We start from the raw sequence: 15,171 nt of genomic DNA on the forward strand, positions 1-15,171 counted from the left end.
GTGAGCACCGACGTCGGCAGCCCGCGCCGCACCGCGCGCTCCCGCGCCGGACGCCGGACGCCTACGACCGCTCTGCCCGAGCGCCCGCCCCCGGTCCGCGGAGCGGCGCCTCAGGCCGGGCGGGCGCGCACGTGCATGCGCTCGCCCTGCGGGCCGAAGAGGACCAGCCCCTCCGCCGGTTCCGGGAAGGGGTTGGAGAAGGTGTGCGGCACCCGGGTGTCGAACTCGACCACCTCGCCCGGGCCGAGCACGAAGTCGCGGGGGCCGAGGAGCAGGCGGATCCGCCCCGAGAGCACGTAGAGCCACTCGTAGCCCTCGTGGGTCTTCTGGTCGGTGTCGCTCACCCGCCACCGGGCCGGTAGCAGCATCTTGTAGGCCTGCAGGCCACCGGACTGGCGGGTCAGCGGCACCATCGTCATGCCGTCGTCCCGCGTGATCGGGTGCCCGTGCACCCGCGGGTCCGCCGGCGGGGCCACATCCACCAGGTCGTCGAGGGCGACGCCGTAGGTGCGGGCGAGCGGCAGGAGGAGCTCGAGCGTCGGCCGGCGGCCACCGGACTCCAGCCGCGACAACGTGCTCACCGAGATACCGGTGGCGCCGGCGACCTCGGCCAGCGTGCGCCCGCTCTCCCCGCGCAGCGCCCGCAGCCGCGTGCCGACGTTCTGCAGGACGTCGTCGTCGGACATGGCCGCCAGTTTGCCATTTCGGCAAGCGTATTTGCCAGCTAGCCGGTCGCCGGCCGACAGTGGGCGCCATGGACGACAGCTACGACGTGGTGGTCATCGGTGGCGGTGCGGCGGGGCTGAGCGGAGCGCTCACCCTGGCCCGCGCCCGGCGCAGCGTGCTCGTGGTGGATGCGGGTGAGCCGCGGAACGCCCCCGCCGGGCACGTGCACAACTACCTCGGCCGGGAGGGCACGCCCCCCGCCGAGCTGTACGCGATCGGCCGCGGCGAGGTCGAGGGCTACGGCGGGTCCGTGGTCCCCGGCCGGGTCGTGTCGGTGCGGCGCGAGGCCGACGGGTTCAGGGTCGCCCTCGAGGACGGCGCCTCCGTGGGCGCCCGCCGGCTGCTGCTGGCCACCGGCCTCACCGACGACCTGCCCGAGCTCCCGGGGGCCGCGGAGCGCTGGGGCGGGACGGTGCTGCACTGCCCGTACTGCCACGGCTGGGAGGTCCGCGACCGGGCCGTCGGCATCGTGAGCACCGGCCCGATGGGGGCCTACGCGGCGCTGCTGTGGCGGCAGTGGACCGAGGACGTCGTCCTCTTCGTGCACTCCGGCGCCGAGCCGGGCGACGAGGAGCACGAGCAGCTGGCGGCCCGCGGGGTGCGCGTCGTGCGCGGCGCGGTGGCCGGGCTGGAGGGGGGCGCGGACGTCCGGCTGGCCACCGGTGAGCTGGTCGCCCGGGACGCCGTGGTCGTCGCACCGCGGTTCGTCGCCAACGCCGAGCTGCTCGCCGACCTCGGTGCCGTGCCGGTGCCGATGGAGATGCACGGTGCGGTGATGGGCACCCACCTGCCCGCCGACCCGACCGGGCGCACCGACGTGCCCGGCGTGTGGGTGGCCGGGAACGCGGGCGACCTGAGCGCGCAGGTCATCGTCGCCGCCGCCCAGGGGCTCCGGGCCGGGGCGATGATCAACGCCGACCTGATCCAGGAGGACACCCGGGCAGCGGTGGCCCGGCGTCGGGCGGTGGCGGCGTGAGGGCCACCGACCGCGAGACCTACGACGAGCTGTACCGGTCGGCCCCGGCCGTCTGGAGCGGCCGGCCCAACCGGCAGCTCGTCGTCGAGGCGGCCGGGCTCCCGGCCGGAACCGCGCTCGACGCCGGCAGCGGCGAGGGCGGGGACGCCCTGTGGCTCGCCGAGCGGGGCTGGCGCGTCACGGCGGTGGACTTCTCGCCGGTGGCCCTGCAGCGCGGCGCCGCGGCGGCGCGGGCGCGGGGGCTGGCGGACCGGGTGGAGTGGCTGCCCGCCGACCTCGACGCGTGGCAGCCGCCGGCCGGCGCCTTCGACCTCGTGACGGCGCACTACCTGCACGCGACCTGGACCGACCGCGTCGGCGTGTTCCGGCGGTTGGCGGCCGCGGTGGCCCCGGGCGGCACCCTGCTCGTGGTCGGCCACCTGCTCGGCGACGACGTGAGCCACGGGCAGCACCACGCGCACGACCCCGGCGTGCTCTACACCGCCGAGGACGTCGCGGCGGCGCTCGAGCCGGGGGAGTGGTCCGACGTCGTCACCGAGAGCCGCGAGCGGGACCACGGGGCGGCGCAACGGACCGGCAACCCGGTGCCCGACACGGTGCTCGTCGCGCGGCGGCGACGCTGACCGCACGGGCCCGACCGCCTGCACGACCTCCCACGCGGGGCGTCGCTCTCTGCCCACGCGGGCTGGGCAGAGGGCGACATGGCCCGAGCAGCAGTCCTTCCCCTGGCCGGACGGCGGTCAGCTGCGCGGGAGCCCCAGCTCGGCGAGGGCGGCGGTCACCGCGCCCTCCCGCAGGACCTCGAGCGCGAGCAGCCGGTGCACGAGCACCCCGCGGCGCGTGAGCCGCAGGTCGGCCATCCGCAGGCGGGGCAGCGCCGCCCCGCCGGGCCGGGGCTGGGCCGGCGGTGGGTCGAGCAGCCCGGCGCGCTGGAGCTCTGCGACGTCCTCCCGGGCGCCCCACGCCGTCCAGGCCCGCGGGTCGTCGTCCAGCGGCGTCATGGGCAGCGGCACGCGGTCCCGCCGGCCGACGGCGGCCAGCAGCGCGAGCTGCCGCCAGCCGAGCGTGCCGGCCAGCCGCAGCGCCCGGCCGACGAGCTCGGCGTCGATGTCGGGGGAGACGGCGACCTCGGCCAGCAGGTAGCCCAGATGGCGGACCCGACGCTCGTCGGTGGAGGCGCGCGCGGCTTGCACCACCGCCTCGGTCACCTCCTCGGCCACCGACCGGTTGCCGGGGCGGCCGGCGAAGAAGGCGTCGGTCCGCACCGCCCGGCCGGCGCGGTGCACGGTCACCGCGTGCTCGACGGCGAAGGCCAGGGCGGCCCCGGCCCGCACCCGCTCGCGCGCCACCGGGATGGCGGCGGCGTCCTCCGCGGCGGCGCGCAGCACCGCGGCGAACGCGTCGTCGACCTGCACGCGCGCGGCGGCGGGCTCGAACACCACCGTCGCCGCGGCGGAGCACATCGAGCCCGCGACCGGGGCGCCGGCCTCGACGAGCGTGCGCCCGGTGCTGGTCTCCTCGGCTGCGGTCACCCGGCGATCTTCGTCGCTCCGGCGGTGCGGCTCCACCCCGGGGCGGGCCGGGCTCACCCGCTCGGGCCACGCACGGGACGCCGGGCCCGGCCCCGGGAGGGCCGGGCCCGACGGCGCATCAGACTCCCGCGCGCTGCATCAGCGTGCCGCGCCGGAGGTAGACGGACCAGGTCACCGCCACGCAGACGACGTAGAAGCCGCAGAAGGCCAGCAGCGCCGTCTCCACCCCGCCGGTGGCCCCGTAGGACTCCGAGACCACGCGGGGGATGAACACCGCACCCAGGGCGCCGACCGCCGAGATGATGCCGACGGCCGCCGCGGTGTCGCGCCGGGCGCGGTACAGCACGGCCTCCGGTGTCTCCCCCGGGTGATCGGCGGCGGCCTCGGCGCGGTAGATGATCGGGATCATCCGGTAGGTGGAGCCGTTGGTCATGCCCACCACGGCGAACAGCACCAGGAAGCTGGCGAGGAAACCGCCGAAGCTCCCGGCGCGCAGGAACCCGATCGCCGCGCCGATCGCCAGGGCCTGTCCGACGAAGGTGACGACGGTGACCTTCGCGCCGCCCACCCGGTCGGCCAGCCATCCGCCGAAGGGCCGCGAGAGCGAGCCGACCAGCGGGCCGAGGAAGGCGTAGCGGTAGGTGTCGGCGGCGAACTCGTTGGCCAGCACCAGGGGGAAGGCGCCGGAGAAGCCGATGAAGGAGCCGAACGCGCCGATGTAGAGGAAGGACATCACCCAGGTCTGCCTGCGGCGGGCGATCGCGGCCTGCCCGGCGATGTCGGCGCGGGCACCGGCGAGGTTGTCCATGCCGTACCAGGCGCCCGCGACCGCCAGCACGACGAACGGCACCCAGATGAGGGCCACGTTCTGCACGTAGCGGGCATCACCGGCCTCCGTCGTCCCCGTGCTGCCGCCGACGACGGCGAGCGCGCCGGCGGTCACCGCCAGCGGCCCGACCAGCTGGATGATCGCGACGCCGATGTTCCCGCCGGCGGCGTTGAGCCCGAGTGCGAAGCCCTTCTCCTTGTCCGGGTAGAAGAACGAGATGTTGGCCATCGAGGAGGCGAAGTTGCCGCCGCCGAAGCCGCAGGTGACCGCGGTCAGCACCCAGAACCAGTACGGCTGCCCGGTGGTCGCCGCCACGGTCAGCAGGGTGACCGGCACCAGCAGCAGCGCCGCGCTGACCACCGTCCAGTTCCGGCCGCCCACCAGCGCCGGCATGAACGTGTAGGGCACCCGCATGATCGCGCCCACCAGGCCCGCGGTGGCCACCAGCCAGAAGAGCTGGTCGCTGGTGAAGCCGTAGCCGATCGAGGCGAGCACCGCGGTGGCGACGCTGAACATCTGCCACACGCTGAAACCGATGTTCTCGGCCAGCACCGACCACACCAGGTTGCGCCGGGCCACCGGGCGGCCCTGCGGCGAGCCCCAGAAGCGCGGGTCCTCGGGGTCGTAGTCGTCGATCCAGCGGGACCCCCGCCGGGTCGCGGCGGGCGGGGCGGGGGCCGGCGCGGCCACCTCGCCGGCGGGGCGGGCGGTGGGGGTGGTGGTCATGGGCGCATCCCTCGGCTCCGGGGCCGCCGGGTGGGCGGCTCCTGTGGCGCCCGACGCTAGGAACCGGCCGTTTCCGACCCGCCGCGCGCGTGTGACCTCTCGGGAACGACCCGCTCACCCGGGCGGCGGCGCAGTGGTGAGGGTGCCGGCGGAGATGACCTCCGGCGCCGCCCGGCTCGCGGCGGCCGACTCGGGGTGGAGCCGGGGCCCGCCGCTGACGTCTCGTCGGTGCCCGGTGCGACCATCCCGGCATGGCGATCCAGGTGCGGCCGGCGACGAGCTTCCCCGACGTGGCCACCGTGCTCGGCCCCAGGCGTCCCGACGCGAACGTGTGCTGGTGCCTCAGCTACCGGCTGACGACGTCGAAGGAGAACCGGGAGCTGGTCGGCCCGGCGCGGGGTGAGCGGGTGCGCGAGCTGGTGCAGGAGGACCCGCCGCCGGGGGTGCTGGCCTACGACGGCGAGGAGGTCGTGGGCTGGGCCGCGGTGCACCCGCGGGCCGGCACGAGCTTCGCCCGCAACCGCAGGATCCCGCGCGTCGACGACCTCGACGTCTGGTCGCTGTGGTGCGTCCGCGTCCGGCCCGGGCACCGGGGGCGCGGCCTGGCCCACCACCTGGTCGCGGGGGCGGTGGAGTTCGCCCGCGAGCACGGCGCCCCGGCGGTGGAGGGCTACCCGGTCGACAACCAGGGGCGCAAGGTCGACCTGACGATGGCCTACGTCGGCACCCGGTCGCTGTTCGAGCGCGCCGGCTTCGTCACGGTGGCCGACACCGACTCCGTCCTCAACGGCTTCCCGCGGGTGGTGGTGCGGCGCGACCTCCGGTCGGAGCGCTAGACCGCGAGCCGGTAGCCGCGCTTGACCACCGTCTCCACCAGCGGGGCGCCGAGCGCCGCGCGCAGCCGGGTCACCGCCATCTCGACGGCGTGCCCGTCGCCGCCGCCGGGCAGCGCGGCCACCAGGTCGGTGCGGGGGAGGACGTGGCCCGGTCGCCCGGCCAGCTCCCGCAGCACCGCCAGCGGCCCGGGTGGCAGCTCGACGACCTGCCCGTCGACGACGGCGGCGTGGCCACGCACCTGCAGCGTGTGCGGCCCGACCCGCAGCACCGGGTCGCGCTCGGGCAGCCGCGCGACGACCTCACGGGCCAGGGCGCCCAGCCGCGCGCGGACCGGCTGGAAGGAGCTGATCCCGGCGGCGTCCAGCGGGCCGGCCGTCACCGGGCCGACGGCGACCGCCAGCACCCGATCGCCGAAGGCGGCCGCGACCGCCTCCCGCTGCCCGGCCTCCTCGGCCACCTGCAGCAGGCTCGCCGCGGCCGGGGCGCTGGTGAAGGTGACCGCGTCCACCGCACCGGCGACGATGCCGGTCACCAGGCGGCGCACCGGGGTGACGTCCTCGGGCGGCACCCAGCGGTAGACCGGCACGGTCAGCACCTCGGCGCCGCTCTCCCGCAGGCCCGCGACGAGCTCGGGCAGCGGGTCGCCGTGGAGCTGGACGGCGATCCGCCGGCCGGCCAGCGGCCCCTCCGCCCCCGACAGCAGGTGCTCGAGCACCTCGGCGGAGGACTCCGACTCCGGCGACCAGGCGTCGACCAGCCCTCCGCCGCGGATGGCGCCGCGGGCCTTGGGACCCCGGGCCAGCACCCGCGAGCCGGAGAGGTGCGCGACCAGGGGCAGGTCCCACGCGTCGGCGGCCTCCAGCCAGCCGCGGAAGCCCACCCCGGTCGTGGCGACGACCACGTCCACGGGGGCCTCGAGCACCCGGCGCGTCGCCGCGACCAGCTCGGCGTCGTCGGCCAGCGGGACGATGCGGATCGCCGGGGCGTAGACGACCCGGGCGCCGCGCCGGTCCAGCAGCGCTCCGAGCTCCTCCTTGCGGCGGGCCGCGGTCACCGCGACGGTGTACCCGGCCAGCGGGAGGTCCGGCCCCGCCGGCTGCTCGTCCTGCTCAGTCACGTGTCTCCCTCGCGCCGGTGCCCGTCCATGGTGCGGCCTCGGGGTTACAGGGATGTGTCCGGCCGTCCCAGGGCGCTCGCGGCGAGGCCCTCACGGCTGCTTCCACCGGGCCAGCAGCACGGTGGCGTCGTCCTGCAGGAGGCCGGCCTGGTGCTCCAGGACGGCGGCGGTGAGCCGGCGGACGGTCTCCGCGGGGGGCTGGCCGGCGCCGATGGCCCGGGTGAGGAACTCGCCGAGGCGTCGCTCCCCGAACCACGTCCCGCCCGAGTCGCGGGCCTCGGTGATGCCGTCGGTGTGGAGCGCCAGCCAGTCGCCGGGCTGCAGCATCTCCTCACCCACCGTCAGGCTCGCGGTCTCCAGCCCGAAGGGCACCCGCCGGCCGCCCTCGAGCTCCTTGACCACCCGGCCGCCGCGGAGCAGCAGCGGTGCCGGGTGCCCGGCATTGATGTACCGGAGCCGGCCGGACTCCAGGTCCACCTCGCCGATGACCCCGGTGACGAACTCGCTCCGGGGGAAGCAGCGGGAGACGACGTCGTCGATCGCGCCGGCCTGGTCGAACACGCCCCGGCCGTCTCGCCGGGCGCTGCGGTACCCGGCCAGCGCGGCCGCCGCCATGAGCCCGGCGTGCATGCCGTGGCCCATCGCGTCGAAGATGCCGAGGGACACCGTGCGCTCGGACAGGGCGTAGTCGAACGCGTCGCCGCCGACGTCGTAGCTGGGTTCCAGCCGGCCGGCGAGCACGAAGGACTCCGTGGCGGCGGTGAGCGGGGGCAGCTGCTGCCAGACGAGCTCCGCCGCGGGCGACATGGACCGGGTCCGCCGCGGGCGCTCCAGCTCGTCCCCGTAGGCCTCGGTGGAGGCGAGGACGTGCCCGAGCAGCGAGGCCAGCCACCGGCACTGGTCGCGCAGCGCCGGGTCGTACAGGGCCGCCTCGTCCTCGACGCCGACCTCCAGCACCCCGAGCCGGTCGGCGCCGTCGAGCACGGGCACCCACAGGCGCGGCCGGCCTTCCCGGTCGGAGGAGACCACCTGCACGGCGCGGAACGCCCGGCCGGCCATCGTGCTGTCCACCCCGAGCCGGTCCCGCTCGCCGGCGACCGGGGGTCCGAGGCGCACGAGGCACCGTTGCTCGTGGTCGATGCGGTGGACGGCGACGTCGACGCCGAGCATCCGGCCGGCGGCCGCGACCAGGGCCGGGAGCCGCTCCGGCGGCACGGCCCCCGCCACCTCCAGGAGGGTGACGACGGCGGCGAGCGGTCCGGCGGTCGGTCGCCCGCTCCGGATCGTGCGGGTGTAGGGCACCCGGTGGCGGGTCACCAGCTCCTCGAGCCGCTCGTTCACGGCGTGCGCCAGGAGGTCGTGCTGGTCGCCCGGGACGGAGGCGAGGCCGTTGAGGTAGGCGTCGACCTCCACGAGGTCGGCGGTGCCGCCCAGCGCGAAGTACCGCACCCACAGCTGCTCGAGTTGCAGGCCGGCGTGTGCGTAGCCGGCCGCCAGGGCCGGTTGCCGCGCGTCCGGCGTCACAGCCGGCGGTGGCGGGCAGCGGAGTCGACCACCGCGCGCGCCGCGTCGGCCAGGACGACGCCGCGGTCCCGGCTCCGCGCGACGAGCATGCGCAGGGCGGCGTCCTCCTCGACGGCGTGCCGGCCCATGAGCACGCCCTTGGCCATGCTGACGAGGTCGCGGTCGCGCACCGCCTGACGCATGCCCTCGCTGAGGCGGCGGGCCCGGTCGTGGGACTGGACGTTCGCGACGAGGAACGCGGCCTGGGCGGAGAAGAGGGTGAGCAGGTGCTCGCTGCGCCGGTCGAAGACGCCGGGACGGTCGGCGTAGACCTTGATGGCTCCCAGGCCGGTGTTCCCGGCGACGAGCGGAGCGCTCAGGGCGGCCCGCAGGCCGAGGGCGTCCGCGGCGTCGGCCCACCGAGGCCAGCGGTGTTCCTGCCGCACGTCGTCGACCCGGACCACCTCGCGCATCGCCGCCGCGGCCAGGCAGGGGCCTTCGTCGAGCTCGTACTGCCGGGCGTCGGCCTCCCGCACCCGGTCGTCGGTCGACCCGGACGAGACCCGGTGACCGGCCTCGACCACCGAGATGCCGGCCCCGCAGGAAGCCGGCACGGTCTCGTGGGCCAGCGAGCTGAGCAGGCTCAGCGACGTCTCGACCGTCTCCTCCGAGAGCAGGAGACCCGACATCCGTGCGAAGACCCCGGCGAGCTCATCGGTGAGGGGCAGGGCCGGACCAGCGATTCGCTTGCCGTTCACGAGGGGCCTTCCACGTGGAGCGTGCGCGGCCGCCTGCTCGACCTGGTGTCGTTCCTCCGCTCGGTACGCAGCGCGGCCGCCTCGCAAACGTCGCGGGCCGCGCGCGGCCGCGCCGCCTCAGGACTGCAGCACGAACCCGTCGGGCGGGCCGTCCGCCGCGCCGTCCACGCGGAGGTCGGCCCGCCGGCGGGTGTCCTCCGCGGCGAACGCGGCCGCCTCGGTGCCCAGCCACCGGCGCCACTCGCCGGCCAGGCCCTCGCCGTCGCGGGCCAGCCCGCGGGCCAGCCGCAGCGGCGGCGGGGCCTCGATCCAGATGCGCGTCGTCGTCCACGGGTCCAGCCGCCGCGCGGCGCTGCCGCAGCCCTCCACCAGCAGGACCGGCTCCGGCGGGACGGGCACGGGGTCGGGGGAGAACCCGCCGGCCGCCCAGTCGTAGCGGTGGTAGGCGCCGGCGCGGCCCTCGGCCAAGGGGCGGAGCACCCCCGCCGCCAGCCGGGAGACCGCGCCGGTGAGCGTCCAGCCCGCGTAGAGGTCGTCCATGTGCACGACCGGCGTCCCAGGACCCAGCGCAGCGGCGAGCCGGGCCGCGAACGTGGTCTTCCCGGAGCCGGCCGGGCCGTCGACGACCACGAGCCGGGTGCCGCCCAGCCGCGGGGGGAGGGAGAGCGTCCGGGCGGCCAGGGCGGCGAACGTCGGCCGGATCAGCGGACGGCCAGGGTCCACCGGGGCACCTCGCCGCCGTCCCCGGCGACCAGGCCGCGGCTGGCCAGGAGCCGCAGGTGGGCGTCGGTCTCGGTCACCGCGAAGATCCGCATCCGCCGCGCGTACTGCTCCCACGGCCGCGACCACGTCAGGTGGGCCGCGAGGTCCCACGGCGTCGACCCGGGGTGCGCGCGGATCGCGCCGAGCAGCTCCGTCAGCCGCCGCTCGTGGTGGGCGGTGAGCGCGTCGGCGCGGTCGGCCAGGCCGCGGAAGCGCCACTCGTGACCGGGCAGCACCTCGTCGGCGCGGACGCTGCGCACGGCGCCGAGCGAGTCGAGGTAGTCCCGCAGCGGGTCGGGAGAGCCGCCCGTGGTGCTGGAGACGTTCGGGCTGATGCGCGGGAGGACGTGGTCGCCGGAGAAGAGCAGCCCGGTCCGCTCCTCGGCGAAGCACAGGTGCCCCGGCGTGTGCCCCGGCGTGTGGACGGCGCGCAGCGACCACCCCGGGAAGGCGGCCCGGTCGCCGTCCTCGAGGTGCCGGTCGGGCACGGCCATGCGCTGGAAGCCGGAGAGGTTCTCCGCCCCGCCGACGTCGCCGAGCGCCTCCTCGCGGGGCGCGCCCAGCCGGACGAGGAACGCCACCTCGGCGTCGACGGCGGCCTGCGCCTCGGTGGCGGTCAGCCGGCGGACGGCGTCGGCGTCCGCCGGGTGCATGGCCACCCACGCGCCGCTGGCCTGCCGGACGCGGGCGGCCAGCCCGAGGTGGTCGAAGTGCAGGTGGGTGACGAGCACGCCCCGGACGTCGGCGACCGAGCCACCGAGGGACGCCAGCCCCTCGGTGAGCGCCGTCCAGCCCGCCTCGCTCTCCCAGCCGGTGTCGAGCAGGCCGAGCCCGCCGCCGTCCAGGGCGAAGGCGTAGACATTGACCCAGCGCAACGGGTTGTGCGGGATCGGGACCGGCAGCGACCACAGGTCCTCGCGCAGCTGCTCGACCGGGGGCAGGGAGCGCTCGTCCCAGGCGGTGCGCTGGGCGGCGCCGGTGATCTCCACGACGCCGCACTCTGCCAGCCGGGTCGGGAGCGCCGGCTGTCACCATGGGGGCGTGAGCGGTTCCCCCGACCCCGGCTCCCTGCCTGTCGTCTCGGTCGTCCCGCGCCGGCTGCGGCTGGTGCTGGCCGTGGTCGCCGGCGTCGTCGTCCTGGTGGCGGTCCTGGTGGCGCTGAGCCTGCCGTCGACGGAGAACACGGTCGTCGCCTACGGCCCGGTCGACCAGGCCGCCATCACCGGCCTGGGTGTCCTGCTGGGAGCGGGGGTGCTGTTCCTGGGGCGGTCGCGGGTCGACGCCGACGCCGACGGCGTCCACGTCCGCAACGTGGTCGTCCACCACGACCTGCCGTGGACGGCGGTGCGCGCGGTCCGGTTCGAGCGGAAGTCCGCATGGGGCTCCCTGGCCCTGGAGAACGGTGACGAGGTGTCCCTCCTCGCGCTGCAGGCGGCCGACGGGGAGCAGGCCGTCCGGGCCGTCGAGGGCCTGCGCGCCCTGCACGCCGCGGTGCGGGCGAACGACCCGGTGCGCCCGCCGCTGCTGTACGACGACTGAGGAAGGACCCCGTCCTCCTTACCCCTCGCTCCGCTCGGGGCGAGCCTCTGGACGGGGCCGTTCCAGCACGTCACCGCAGGGGGAATGACCGCGGGGCGGGGGACGCTGTAGCATGGGCGAGCCTCCCCGCTACATCGAGGCGCGCGAACCACCAGCGGCCCCGCCCCGGGCCGCTATCCAAGAGGAGCCCGCTCCCACCTGACGCCGTCCAGGCGCCCAGGTCCCGGATCGCGAGAACCGGCCACCGGTCGGTGATCGCGTGCGCACGACCCTCACGGGTCGTGGGCCACCGGCGAGTGGGCCCCGTGAGCAGACGCTCGCGGGGCCTTTTCCGCGTCGGCGCCCGGGTGGGCCAGCGACTCCTCCCACGCAGCAGCGTAAGGAGAGGCCATCACCGAGCCCCGCATCAACGACCGCATCCGAGTCCCCGAGGTCCGCCTGGTCGGCCCCGAGGGCGAGCAGGTCGGCATCGTGTCGATCGGCGAGGCGCTGCGCCTGGCACAGGACTCCGAGCTCGACCTGGTCGAGGTCGCTCCCATGGCCCGGCCGCCCGTCGCCAAGCTCATGGACTACGGGAAGTTCAAGTACGAGTCCGCCCAGAAGGCCCGCGAGGCCCGGCGGAACCAGGCGCTCACCGTCATCAAGGAGATGCGGCTGCGCCTCAAGATCGACCCGCACGACTACGAGACCAAGAAGGGCCACGTCGAGCGCTTCCTCAAGGGCGGCGACAAGGTCAAGATCACCGTGATGTTCCGAGGCCGCGAGCAGTCGCGCCCGGAGATGGGCTACCGCCTGCTCCAGCGGCTGGCCGCCGACGTCAGCGAGCTGGGCGTCGTCGAGTCCAACCCGAAGCAGGACGGCCGGAACATGGTCATGGTGATCGCCCCGCACAAGGGCGCGCAGACCGCGCAGGAGAAGCGCCGGCCCAAGGGCGAGCAGGCCGAGGAGCAGGCGCCCAGCGCCTGACCGGCCCAGCAGGACCAGCACCACCGAAGACGGCCGGTGCGTGCGGCAGCTCGACGCTGCCGCGCGCCCCGACACCAGACGACAGGGACCGAGGACATGCCGAAGCAGAAGACCCACAAGGGCACCGCCAAGCGGGTGCGCATCACGGGCACCGGGAAGCTCATGCGCGAGCAGGCGAACAACCAGCACAAGTTCGAGCACAAGTCCGGGACCCGCAAGCGCCGGCTCGACCGGGACCAGGTCGTCTCCCCGGCCGACGCCAAGAACCTCAAGAAGCTCCTGGGCCTCTGAGCGCCCCTCCCACTGACCTTTAGAAAGACAGGAGCACTCACGTGGCACGCGTGAAGCGGGCGGTCAACGCCCAGAAGAAGCGCCGGACGACCCTCGAGGCCGCCAGCGGCTACCGCGGTCAGCGTTCGCGGCTGTACCGCAAGGCCAAGGAGCAGATCCTCCACTCGGCGACCTACAGCTACCGCGACCGCAAGGCGCGCAAGGGTGACTTCCGCAAGCTGTGGATCACCCGGATCAACGCCGCGGCGCGCCTCAACGACATGACCTACAACCGGTTCATGCAGGGGCTCAAGCTCGCCGAGATCGAGCTGGACCGCCGCGTCCTCGCCGAGCTCGCCGTGAACGAGCCCGCCGCCTTCGCCGCCCTGGTGGAGACCGCCCGGGCCGCGCTCGTCGCGAACCCCGAGGCGACCGGCAAGCAGGCCGCCTGATCAAGGACCGCTCTGCCCCCCACCCCTCGCCAGCTCGGGGAGGGACCCTGCAGAGCGGCGGTTCCAGCACGTCACCTGACGCCGTCGGTGACCGACCCCCTGGGGTCGGGCGCCGGCGGCGTCGGCGTCTGCACGACCACGGAGGAGACCGCGTGACCGAGCTGCTCACCGAGCGCTCCGCGAGGATCGTCGCCGCGCGCAAGCTCACCCGCCGCGCCGGCCGGGACGCGGCCGGGTTGTTCCTCGCCGAGGGGCGCCAGGCGGTCGCCGAGGCGCTCGCCGACGCCGCCGGGGTCCGCGAGGTCTTCGCCACCCAGGCCGCGGCCGCCGCGCACGCCGACCTGCTGGCCGCCGCGCCCGTGCCGGTCCGGCTGGTCACCGACAAGGCGGCCGCGGGGCTGTCGGAGACGGTCACGCCCCAGGGGCTGGTGGCCGTCTGCGCGCTGCGCGACGTCCCCGCCACGACGCTGACCACGGCGCCGCCGCGGCTGGCGGTCGCGCTGGCCGAGCTGGCCGACCCCGGCAACGCGGGCACCGTGCTGCGCACGGCGGACGCCTGCGGTGCGGGCGCGGTCGTCTTCGGCGCGGGGTCGGCCGACCCGTACGGCGGCAAGGCCGTGCGCTCCAGCGCCGGCAGCCTGTTCCACGTCGACGTCGTCCGCGGTGCGCCGCTGGGCACGCTGCTGCCCGAGCTCCGCGCCGCCGGGGTGACCGTGCTGGCGGCCGACGGAGGGGGAGAGGCCGAGCTCCCGGCGCTCGTCGCCGACGGCCGGCTCGCCGGGCCGGTGCTCTGGCTGTTCGGCAACGAGGCCCGGGGGGTGCCGGCCGAGCTCGCGGAGCTGGCCGACGCCCGGGTCCGCATCCCCATGCGCGGGCGCGCGGAGAGCCTCAACCTCGCCGCGGCCGCCGCGATCTGCCTCTACACCACCCAGCTCGCCCAGTAGCGGGAGCCCGTCGCCGGGCCGGCGGGCACCTTCCTGGTGTCCCACGGGGCGCCGGACGGGAGGATGGTGGTCACCGGCGGGCTCCCCGGCTCGACGAGTAGGGCCGCGAGAGAAGGTAGCTGTGACCGTGAAGCACCTGCAGCAGGTCGCCGACGCACCGGCGACCGCACCGGCGGACGGGCGCCGGTCCCGGTGGACCGAGCACCGGCGCGCGCGCCGCGAGGACCTCGTGGGGGCGGCCGTCGAGGCCGTCCGCCTGGCCGGTCCCGACTTCTCCGTCGACGACGTCGCACGAAGCGCCGGCGTCTCGAAGACGGTCATCTACCGGTACTTCAGCGACAAGGACGAGCTCATCGACGCCGTCCTGGAGCGCATCTCCCGGGCGATCCTGCTGCCCCGGTTGCTGGGGGAGCTGTCCGCCGACCGCGCCGACGACCGCGCGCAGCTGCGCGCGGTGATCGCCGCCTTCGTCTCGTTGATCGAGGACGAGCCCGCGCTCTACCGCTTCGCCTACGCCCAGGCGGGGCGCGCGGGCCGGGCCGACCTCGTCGCGGCGACCGAGCACGCCGTCGCCACCGCCCTGGGCCGCCTCCTCGCCGCCCGGATGACCGAGGCCGGCCGCCCGGCCGACGGCGCGATGACCTGGGCCTATGGCGTCGTCGGCATGGTGCAGCTGGCGACGCACTGGTGGTCGGCGGACCGCACCCTGTCGGCCGCCGACCTGGTCGACCAGCTCACCGACCTGGCCGACGGCGGGTTGGCCACGCTGCTGCCCCCGCGCGGCTGACGGAGCGGCCCCGGACCATCAGCGGTTGGTGACGGGCAGCCGCCCGGCCGCGCGCTCGGCGGCCGCCAGGAGCCCGGCGACGTCGTCGGCGTCGGCGGGGAAGCAGCCGGCGCCGGTGCTGATGGCCGCCACGACGGGCGCACCGTCGAGCACGACCGGGCCGCGGGCGGCCTCCGCCAGCTCGCCGCGGACCCGGGCCGGGGGGGGGGGGGGGGGGGGCGGCCCCCCCCCCCCCCCCCCCCCCCCCCCCCCCCCCCCCCCCCCCCCCCCCCCCCCCCCCCCCCCCCCGCCCCCCCCCCCCCCCCCCCCCCCCCCCCCCCCCCCCCCCCCCCCCCCGGTGGGCGCCGGGTGGGCCTTGCCCTCAGGGCTTGACGGCGAGGACCGGGCGGTCGGCGTCGAGGAGGATCCGCTGGGCGCTGCTGCCCATGAGCAGCTTGCCGACGGGGG

The 15,171-nt window shown here is 76.3% G+C and carries 17 protein-coding genes; 9 read left to right on the top strand and 8 right to left on the bottom strand.

Going from position 1 to position 15,171, the window contains the following annotated elements; genetic code table 11:
* Positions 1–110 precede the first annotated feature (110 nt).
* The gene (locus ACI794_RS12865; protein WP_456616548.1) at positions 111–686 is read right to left on the bottom strand and encodes a helix-turn-helix domain-containing protein; all 576 of its coding nucleotides are present in this window, start codon (positions 684–686) and stop codon (positions 111–113) included.
* 68 nt (positions 687–754) lie between these two features.
* Between ACI794_RS12865 and ACI794_RS12870 the strand changes: the two genes are divergently transcribed.
* Together ACI794_RS12870 and ACI794_RS12875 are read left to right on the top strand one after the other, a co-directional pair.
* Positions 755–1,702, top strand: a complete 948-nt coding sequence (locus ACI794_RS12870; RefSeq protein WP_456616549.1) for an NAD(P)/FAD-dependent oxidoreductase — start codon at positions 755–757, stop codon at positions 1,700–1,702.
* Positions 1,699–2,325 carry a class I SAM-dependent methyltransferase gene (locus ACI794_RS12875; protein WP_456616550.1) on the top strand — a complete coding sequence of 209 codons (627 nt, stop codon included), beginning with the start codon at positions 1,699–1,701 and terminating at the stop codon, positions 2,323–2,325. Before ACI794_RS12870 ends, ACI794_RS12875 begins: the two co-directional genes overlap by 4 nt.
* Positions 2,326–2,442: 117 nt before the next feature.
* Here ACI794_RS12875 and ACI794_RS12880 read toward each other — a convergent pair whose 3' ends face one another.
* Both ACI794_RS12880 and ACI794_RS12885 read right to left on the bottom strand, forming a co-directional pair.
* Positions 2,443–3,234, bottom strand: coding sequence for a hypothetical protein (locus ACI794_RS12880; RefSeq protein WP_456603296.1), 792 nt, complete (start codon positions 3,232–3,234; stop codon positions 2,443–2,445).
* Between the two features lie 118 nt (positions 3,235–3,352).
* Positions 3,353–4,789, bottom strand: a complete 1,437-nt coding sequence (locus ACI794_RS12885) for an MFS transporter (RefSeq protein WP_456603297.1) — start codon at positions 4,787–4,789, stop codon at positions 3,353–3,355.
* 251 nt (positions 4,790–5,040) lie between these two features.
* Here ACI794_RS12885 and ACI794_RS12890 point away from each other — a divergent pair, with 251 nt between their 5' ends.
* Entirely contained in the window at positions 5,041–5,625 is a 585-nt protein-coding gene (locus tag ACI794_RS12890; protein WP_456616551.1) for a GNAT family N-acetyltransferase, read from the top strand.
* Here the strand turns inward: ACI794_RS12890 and ACI794_RS12895 are convergent.
* The 5 genes from ACI794_RS12895 to ACI794_RS12915 all read right to left on the bottom strand — a co-directional run bounded on the left by ACI794_RS12895 (position 5,622) and on the right by ACI794_RS12915 (position 10,755).
* Positions 5,622–6,743, bottom strand: coding sequence for a uroporphyrinogen-III synthase (locus tag ACI794_RS12895; RefSeq protein WP_456616552.1), 1,122 nt, complete (start codon positions 6,741–6,743; stop codon positions 5,622–5,624). The genes ACI794_RS12890 and ACI794_RS12895 overlap by 4 nt on opposite strands.
* A 90-nt stretch (positions 6,744–6,833) precedes the next feature.
* On the bottom strand, positions 6,834–8,267 hold the full coding sequence (locus ACI794_RS12900) for a PP2C family protein-serine/threonine phosphatase (RefSeq protein ID WP_456616553.1): 1,434 nt from the start codon (positions 8,265–8,267) through the stop codon (positions 6,834–6,836).
* Positions 8,264–9,004, bottom strand: coding sequence for a GAF domain-containing protein (locus ACI794_RS12905; RefSeq protein WP_456603301.1), 741 nt, complete (start codon positions 9,002–9,004; stop codon positions 8,264–8,266). Before ACI794_RS12905 ends, ACI794_RS12900 begins: the two co-directional genes overlap by 4 nt.
* A gap of 117 nt (positions 9,005–9,121) precedes the next feature.
* On the bottom strand, positions 9,122–9,727 hold the full coding sequence (locus ACI794_RS12910) for a uridine kinase family protein (RefSeq protein ID WP_456603302.1): 606 nt from the start codon (positions 9,725–9,727) through the stop codon (positions 9,122–9,124).
* Positions 9,706–10,755, bottom strand: coding sequence for an MBL fold metallo-hydrolase (locus ACI794_RS12915; protein WP_456603303.1), 1,050 nt, complete (start codon positions 10,753–10,755; stop codon positions 9,706–9,708). Before ACI794_RS12915 ends, ACI794_RS12910 begins: the two co-directional genes overlap by 22 nt.
* Positions 10,756–10,807: 52 nt before the next feature.
* On the opposite strand from ACI794_RS12915, the gene ACI794_RS12920 reads away from it, so the two are divergent.
* From ACI794_RS12920 to ACI794_RS12945, 6 genes are all read left to right on the top strand, one after another.
* Positions 10,808–11,305 (top strand): PH domain-containing protein, encoded by a 498-nt coding sequence (locus ACI794_RS12920; protein ID WP_456616554.1) that lies wholly within the window; start codon positions 10,808–10,810, stop codon positions 11,303–11,305.
* A gap of 405 nt (positions 11,306–11,710) precedes the next feature.
* Positions 11,711–12,271 (top strand): translation initiation factor IF-3, encoded by a 561-nt coding sequence (gene infC / locus ACI794_RS12925; protein WP_456597954.1) that lies wholly within the window; start codon positions 11,711–11,713, stop codon positions 12,269–12,271.
* Between the two features lie 96 nt (positions 12,272–12,367).
* Positions 12,368–12,562: a 50S ribosomal protein L35 gene (gene rpmI / locus ACI794_RS12930; RefSeq protein WP_091934213.1), complete on the top strand. Its 195-nt coding sequence runs from the start codon at positions 12,368–12,370 to the stop codon at positions 12,560–12,562.
* Positions 12,563–12,603: 41 nt separating this feature from the next.
* The gene (gene rplT, locus ACI794_RS12935) at positions 12,604–12,993 is read left to right on the top strand and encodes a 50S ribosomal protein L20 (RefSeq protein WP_456616555.1); all 390 of its coding nucleotides are present in this window, start codon (positions 12,604–12,606) and stop codon (positions 12,991–12,993) included.
* A 152-nt stretch (positions 12,994–13,145) separates the two neighbouring features.
* Positions 13,146–13,937: a TrmH family RNA methyltransferase gene (locus tag ACI794_RS12940; protein WP_456603306.1), complete on the top strand. Its 792-nt coding sequence runs from the start codon at positions 13,146–13,148 to the stop codon at positions 13,935–13,937.
* Between the two features lie 121 nt (positions 13,938–14,058).
* Entirely contained in the window at positions 14,059–14,724 is a 666-nt protein-coding gene (locus ACI794_RS12945; protein WP_456582291.1) for a TetR/AcrR family transcriptional regulator, read from the top strand.
* Positions 14,725–15,171 lie beyond the last annotated feature (447 nt).

Source organism: Blastococcus sp. SYSU DS0541 (assembly GCF_054050875.1).

Excerpts from the sequence above, each read along its gene's own strand:
- ACI794_RS12865 (WP_456616548.1), bottom strand. The coding sequence starts at position 686 with ATGTCCGACGACGACGTCCTGCAGAACGTCGGCACGCGGCTGCGGGCG.
- ACI794_RS12870 (WP_456616549.1), top strand. The coding sequence starts at position 755 with ATGGACGACAGCTACGACGTGGTGGTCATCGGTGGCGGTGCGGCGGGG.
- ACI794_RS12885 (WP_456603297.1), bottom strand. The coding sequence starts at position 4,789 with ATGACCACCACCCCCACCGCCCGCCCCGCCGGCGAGGTGGCCGCGCCG.
- ACI794_RS12890 (WP_456616551.1), top strand. The coding sequence starts at position 5,041 with ATGGCGATCCAGGTGCGGCCGGCGACGAGCTTCCCCGACGTGGCCACC.
- rpmI (WP_091934213.1), top strand. The coding sequence starts at position 12,368 with ATGCCGAAGCAGAAGACCCACAAGGGCACCGCCAAGCGGGTGCGCATC.